Below are 6,000 nucleotides of genomic sequence, written 5' to 3'. Positions count from 1 at the left end.
CCCCCCGCGCGGCGCCCCAGTGCAGCGTTGGAAGGGACGGGCGGTCAGTCCACCGCCAGGCGCCGCTCCATGATCTGCGTCTTCATGCTCTTCTGCAGCTTCTCGAAGGCCCGCACCTCGATCTGGCGCACGCGCTCGCGGCTGATGCTGTACTGCTGCGAAAGCTCCTCGAGCGTCGTCGGCTCGTCCTTCAGCCGCCGCTCGATCAGGATGTGGCGCTCGCGCTCGTTCAGCGTCTTCAGCGCCTCGCCCAGAAGCTGGCGGCGGTTGGACATGTCCTGCCGCTCGGCGATCTCGGTTTCCTGGCTCTCGCTGTCATCGACCAGCCAGTCCTGCCACTCGCCCTCGCTGTCGGCGCGGACGGGCGCGTTCAGCGAATTGTCCGGCGAGGCGAGGCGGCGGTTCATCGAGATCACGTCCTGCTCCGGGACCTGGAGCGTGTGCGCGATCTTCTCCACCTGCTCGGGCTTGAGATCGCCCTCCTCGAGCGCGGCCATCTGTCCCTTCAGCCGGCGCAGGTTGAAGAACAGCTTCTTCTGCGCGGCCGTGGTGCCCATCTTCACGAGCGACCAGGAATGCAGGATGTACTCTTGGATCGCGGCGCGGATCCACCACATGGCGTAGGTGGCCAGACGGAAGCCACGGTCGGGATCGAAGCGGCGGACCGCCTGCATCATGCCGACATTGCCCTCGCTGATCAGCTCGCCCACGGGCAAGCCATAGCCGCGATAGCCCATGGCGATCTTGGCGACGAGGCGGAGATGCGACGTGACAAGGCGGTGGGCGGCCTGCTGGTCGCCTTCGTCCTTCCACTTCTTGGCAAGGCGAAACTCCTCCTCGGGGGAGAGCATCGGGAACTTGCGGATCTCCTGCAGATAGCGGGAGAGATTGCCCTCGGGGGCCATGGTCAACATCGAAGAAGTCGTGGAAGCCATAACTGCTTTGCCTCCTGCACCGGCCGGGAGCCCCTGTGACAGCGAACCCCCGGAATGTCCCGCACGGTCGGCGTGCGGTCCGGGTCGTCCTCCGCTCGGGCCCTGACGCGCCCTCCCGCCTGGCGTCACGGGCCAGACAGGTTCGGCGGCCGCGCCATGGCGATGGCACCCGGCGTTGGCGACAGATGAACGCTACCGCGCTGCGAAGAGTTGCGCAAGGAAATCCCGACTGTAATAGTCGGGTTACTCCGGGTTACCGTCCAGCAACGTGATCAGCGCCGCCATGTCGGGCGGGAGCGGGGCGGAGAAGCGCAGCGTCTCGCCCGTCACAGGATGCTGGAATCCCAGCGTTTCCGCATGCAGGGCCTGACGCGGAAAGGCCAGCAGCGTGTCCCGCGCCGGCTGCGACACCGCCCGCGCGGCGGCCGGAAGCCGGCGGAGATAGACCGGATCCCCGACAAGGGGATGCCCGATATGCGACAGATGCACGCGAATCTGATGCGTCCGCCCCGTCGCCAGGCGACAGCGCAGGAGGGAACAGCCGGTGCCCCAGGCCCGTTCGGTCTGGTAGCGCGTCAGGGCGGTCTTGCCGCCGCGCGTGACCACCGCCATCCGCTTGCGGTCCATGGGGTGACGGCCGACGGAAGCCTCCACCTCGCCGCGCGGCACGGCGGGCACGCCCCAGGCCAGGGCCAGGTAGGACCGCTCCAGGTCACGACTGGCGAAGGCCTCGGACAGGATCTGGTGCGCCCGTTCGCTCTTCGCAACCACCATGACGCCGGAGGTGTCCTTGTCCAGCCGGTGGACGATGCCCGGCCGCCGCTCGCCGCCGATGCCGGTCAGCTCCTCCCCGGCATGGGCGAGCAGGGCGTTGACCAGCGTGCCGTCCTGATTGCCCGGTGCCGGATGGACGACCAGCCCGGCGGGCTTGTCCAGCACGATCAGGTGACGGTCCTCGAAAAGAATGGTCAGCGGGATCGCCTGGGCTTCCGGCACCGCCGGCGCGGCGGGCGGCGGCGCCACCAGGTAGCGCGCCCCCGGCCGCACGGCCTCGGAGGGATTGTCGACCGGGGCGCCGTCCCGCGTCACGTGCCCGCCCTCGATCAGCGCCTTGACGCGCGAGCGCGAGACGGCGCCTATCGCGCCCGCCAGGAAGCGGTCGAGGCGGAGCCCCGCATCCTCCGCCGTGGCGATGACGGGGAAGGGGCCCTCCGGCGTGCTGCCGGCGGGGTCCGTGGTGTTGGGAGGAGGATCGGTGCGCTGGCTCAAGATACTGGTTGGGGTGATGGGGGTCATAATCATCGTCGGCACGGTGGCGCTGGTCGTGGTGCTCGTCCAGCGCATGGGCGAGGCCACCACGCGCCTCTCCGCCCCGGAGGCGGCGCCCCAGGGCTTCCGCGAGGGCGGCCTGCCCTGGACTAGCACGGATCTCGCCCTGCGGCAGCCGCCGGGAACGCGGATCGGCCAGATCGCCGCGCTGGAGGGGCGGCTCGCGGTCTGGGTCGAACGGCCGGACGGCGCGCGCATCCTGCTGGTCGATCCGCGCTCCGGCCGCATGGCGGGGGAGATCCGCCTAGGCGAGTAGGTTTTTCGCGTTTTTCCGCGGAAGCCCCCTTGCGGACCCCCGGCCGGGCGGATAGAAGCCCGCCCACGCCATCTAGTCCCCTTCGTCTAGAGGCCTAGGACACCGCCCTCTCACGGCGGCAACAGGGGTTCGAATCCCCTAGGGGACGCCAGGCGCGCTCTTGACCGCGCGCCATGGCCTTGGCTTTTCCGGACATTTCTGCATCCGCCGGCACGAGCCGGAGCGACCGCCGCGAGGGCGGGCGCTCGCGGCCACGCCGTCAGGCCCGCCGCATGCGTCGGGCGAGGTTCTCACCGATCATCACGCAGGTGAAGTGCAGGTTGGCGCGGCAGTCGGTCGGCATGATCGAGGCGTCGGCCACGCGCAGCCCGGCGATCCCCTTCACCGTCAGATCCGGGTTCACCACCCCGCGCGGGTCCTCGAAGGCGGCCATTCGGCAGGTGCCGGCGGCGTGCTGGATGTCGCCGGCCTCCCGCAGCATCAGCGCGTCCAGTTCGTCGTCGGGCAGCGCCGCGGCCTCCGTCATGCCGATCCCGCTGTCGCCGAAGGTGACGGCCTCGCAGAGCCCGGCCACCGCCGGCTGCCGCACGATCCGCGCCAGTCGGCGTACCGCATCGCGCAGGCGCAGCCGGTCGCCCGGGTGGTCGAGCATGTTCTCCTCGACGATCGGATGGGCCTCGGGATCGGCCGAGGTCAGCTCCAGCTGCCCGCGGGAATACGCATCGTAGAGCGCGGCGCCGATCGCCCCTTCCGGCGCCGGACCGGCCTCCGACAGGCCGCGATGGTTGTAGGCGATCATGATCATGTCGCGCTCGCCGCCGCCGGCCAGGCCGCTGCTGTAGGTCAGGCAGCAATTGGTGTGGCGCGCATCCGCGCCGCGCGCCCGATGCTCCGGCCTCAGCTTCAGCGTGGCGCGGAGGATCGGGTGGTCCATCAGGTTCCGCCCGACCATCGGCAGGTCCAGCGCCACCGGGATGCCGAGCGCGCGGAGCGGCGCCGCGGGGCCGATGCCCGAACGCAGCAGGATGGCCGGGCTGTGGATGGCGCCGGCGGAGAGCACGATCTCCCTCGCGCGGATCTCCTCCCAGCCCCCGTCACCGAACCGCACCCGGACACCGACGGCGCGGCCGCCCTCGAGCAGGACGCGGTCCACCAGGGCCTCGCCGCGGATCTCAAGGTTGGGCCGGCCGCGTGCCGGCTCCAGGTAGCCGTCATTGGTGGTGACGCGCCGGCCGTCGCGGCTGTTGATCGGGTTGCAGGAGATGCCCTCCCCGGTGGGCGCGTTGAGATCGGCCTTCCAGGGATAGCCCTCGGCCAGCGCCGCCTCGCGCAGCGCCAGATCGACCGCGCCCCATTCGGCGAGGGGCGCGCGATGGACCGGCAGCGGCCCGCCCCGGCGGATGCCGGGTGCCGTGCCGGTCTCCGCGTCGTCCTCGATCCGGTCGAAGAGCGGCAGCACATCCTCGGCCGACCAGCCCTCGCAGCCGGCCTCGGCCCAGGCGTCGAAGGCGGCCGGCACGCCGCGGATGGCGATCTGCGCGTTCACCGTCGAGGAGCCGCCCATGGTCCTGCCGCGCCAGTAGAACTTCGGTGCCTGGGCGGCGGTGCGGCGGGCCATCAGGCCGGGCCACTGCCACTTCGCCTGGTGCGCCGGGTCATGCATGAAGGGGACGATATTGGCGCTGCGAAGCTCCTGCGGCGCCTCGGCCGAGCGCCAGTCGCGCCCCGCCTCCAGCAGCAGCACACGGCACCGGGGATCCTCGGAAAGGCGGGCTGCGAGGGCGGCGCCGGACGAGCCGGCACCCACCACGATCACGTCGTGCATCTTACTTCTTCTCGATGTTCCAGAACAGGGGAATGGCGGAGGGGATCACGCCCGACAGCACGGCGCGATAGGCCGCCGGCTGGGCGAACTGGCCGAAGGGGATGCCGAGCCCCTGCTCGTAGACGATGGACTGGATCTGGCCCGCCACCTCGCGCTGGGCCTCGCGCGTCGGCGCGCGGGCGAAGGCGTCGAAGAGCGGGACCATCCGCTCATCGCACATGAAGCCGGCGGTGGCGGCGCTGGTGCAGTTGAAGTTGATGACGGAGTTGGTCAGCGGCGAGGCGAGGTCGAGGCCCAGGGCGTGCACGCCATAGACGCTCCAGCCCTGGCGGTTGGTGCGGCGCGCCAGCAGCGTGGCCCAGTCGGTCATCTGCAGGTCGACCTTGAAGCCGGCGCGGGCGAGGCGGTCGGCCAGGATGGTCGAGGCGACGCGCGGTGCCTCCAGGTCGCTCGCCGCCATGACCACCACCGGCGTGCCATCGTAGTTCGTGGCCTTCAGCGCGGCGGCGGCGGCCTCGATCGAGGGATCCTTCAGCGGCGCCGTGCCGGCGGCACTCTCATAGGGCGAGCCGCAGATGAAGAAGGCGGCGCAGCTCTGGCCGTAGCGACTGTCGAGGCCGAGGCCGGCGACCACCTCCTCCTGGTTCACCAGCCGCAACAGCACGCGGCGGATGGCGGGGTCGTTGAAGGGCGGGGAGGCGGTGTTGATGCGGTAGTGGCCGGTGAACATGTGGGCGCCGGCGAAGTTCAGCACCTTGAGGCGCCGGTCCTTCTCCATCGCCGGCAGCAGGTCGAAGGGGGCGTATTGCATGTAGTCGATATCGCCCTGCTGCAGGGCCGCCGCCGCGGTGGCGCCATCCGGCACGACCCGGATGTCGAGCGCGTCGGCCTTGACCACATGGCCGCCCGCCAGGAAGTCGGCGGGCTCGGGGCGCGGCACATAGGCGGCATTCCTCCGCAGCAGCATGCGGTCGCCGGGCCGGTGATCCGCACGGCTGTAGACGAAGGGCCCGGAACCCATGATCTCGGACACCTGCGTGCTGCCTGGCGTGGTCGCCGCGATGCGCGCCGGCATGATGAACGGCGTCGGCGAGGAGGTGGTGCCGAGTGTATCGAGCACCAGGCCGTAGGGCTCCTTCAGCTGCAGGCGGAAGCTCTTCGCGCCGGTGGCCTCCAGCGAGGCCGCGACCTTCATCAGCCGGCCGCCCAGCGCGCTGCGCGTGCTCCAGCGCTTCAGCGACGCGACGGCATCCTCGCCGGTGACGGGGGCGCCGTCATGGAAGGCCAGCCCGTCGCGCAGCGTGAAGTCCCAGGTGAGCTGGTCGTCCGAGACGGTCCAGGACTGCACCATCTGCGGTTTCGTGTTGCCCTCGCTGTCCGGAGCGAAGAGCGTGTCGAACACCATGTAGCCGAAGGTGCGCGTGATATAGGCACCGATGTAATGGGGATCGAGCGTGACGATCTCCGCTTCCAGCACCGCGGTGATGGTCTCCGCGCGAGCCTCGCCGGCTCGCGAAGACCCTCCCGCGGGCCATATGGGCGGCATCCAGGCGGTCAGCATCGCCACGCTGGCCAGGACGCCTCGCCTGATCGTCTTCATCCTCGTGCTTCCCTTTCCGGACAGCCTGCCCTGAGAGCCGCGCCGGAGCCAGTCC

The 6,000-nt window shown here is 70.6% G+C and carries 5 protein-coding genes and 1 tRNA gene; 2 read left to right on the top strand and 4 right to left on the bottom strand.

From position 1 onward, the window contains the following. Positions 1 to 44: 44 nt before the first annotated feature. Together rpoH and ACVMLK_RS11905 are read right to left on the bottom strand one after the other, a co-directional pair. Positions 45 to 935, bottom strand: coding sequence for an RNA polymerase sigma factor RpoH (gene rpoH, locus ACVMLK_RS11910; protein WP_198364554.1), 891 nt, complete (start codon positions 933 to 935; stop codon positions 45 to 47). A 243-nt stretch (positions 936 to 1,178) separates the two neighbouring features. Then, positions 1,179 to 2,204, bottom strand: a complete 1,026-nt coding sequence (locus ACVMLK_RS11905; protein WP_457486509.1) for an RluA family pseudouridine synthase — start codon at positions 2,202 to 2,204, stop codon at positions 1,179 to 1,181. A 16-nt stretch (positions 2,205 to 2,220) separates the two neighbouring features. Between ACVMLK_RS11905 and ACVMLK_RS11900 the strand changes: the two genes are divergently transcribed. Together ACVMLK_RS11900 and ACVMLK_RS11895 are read left to right on the top strand one after the other, a co-directional pair. Continuing rightward, entirely contained in the window at positions 2,221 to 2,520 is a 300-nt protein-coding gene (locus ACVMLK_RS11900; protein ID WP_198364556.1) for a hypothetical protein, read from the top strand. 75 nt (positions 2,521 to 2,595) lie between these two features. Further along, positions 2,596 to 2,671, top strand: a tRNA-Glu gene (locus ACVMLK_RS11895). 108 nt (positions 2,672 to 2,779) lie between these two features. Here the strand turns inward: ACVMLK_RS11895 and ACVMLK_RS11890 are convergent. Together ACVMLK_RS11890 and ACVMLK_RS11885 are read right to left on the bottom strand one after the other, a co-directional pair. Next, positions 2,780 to 4,345, bottom strand: a complete 1,566-nt coding sequence (locus tag ACVMLK_RS11890) for a GMC family oxidoreductase (RefSeq protein WP_422924651.1) — start codon at positions 4,343 to 4,345, stop codon at positions 2,780 to 2,782. 1 nt (position 4,346) lies between these two features. Beyond that, positions 4,347 to 5,822: an ABC transporter substrate-binding protein gene (locus ACVMLK_RS11885; protein WP_457486508.1), complete on the bottom strand. Its 1,476-nt coding sequence runs from the start codon at positions 5,820 to 5,822 to the stop codon at positions 4,347 to 4,349. Positions 5,823 to 6,000 lie beyond the last annotated feature (178 nt).

Source organism: Teichococcus aerofrigidensis (assembly GCF_054073225.1).
The sequence above is the reverse complement of the archived record's forward strand: the minus strand, read 5'-3'. Positions and strand labels throughout refer to the sequence as shown.